Source organism: Streptococcus suis, from assembly GCF_002960445.1.
GTDB classification, from domain to species: domain Bacteria; phylum Bacillota; class Bacilli; order Lactobacillales; family Streptococcaceae; genus Streptococcus; species Streptococcus hyiners.
This window is the reverse complement of sequence record NZ_POJD01000479.1, coordinates 1-273: the sequence shown is the minus strand read 5'-3', so window position 1 is coordinate 273 and position 273 is coordinate 1. Positions and strand designations below refer to the sequence as shown.

The following is a 273-nucleotide window of genomic DNA, read 5'->3' as shown; positions in this document are numbered from 1 at the left end:
CGAAGAGTATTGACTGCTGCTATGATTAACAATTATGTCAAGCACAAGCAACTTGAAAAACCGGTAAAGAAAAAATACCAGAAACAGCAAGTTGCCCGCTTGATTGCCTTGACTATCTTAAAAAATGTCTTTTCGATTCAAGAAATCAGTCAGACCTTAAATCTTCTTCTCCAATCGAGTCATTCAGAAACACTCTACAATCATTTTGTTGACTGCATGCGAAACGAGGAAAATGAAGAAACCCCTGACATCATTCGCTACGCTTGTCAATCT

General features: G+C 38.1%; 1 protein-coding gene. It reads left to right on the top strand.

Translation table 11 applies throughout. The features are described 5' to 3' along the window. A partial coding sequence (locus C1G53_RS12875; protein ID WP_153046742.1) for a DUF1836 domain-containing protein occupies positions 1-273 on the top strand: 273 nt, incomplete at both ends.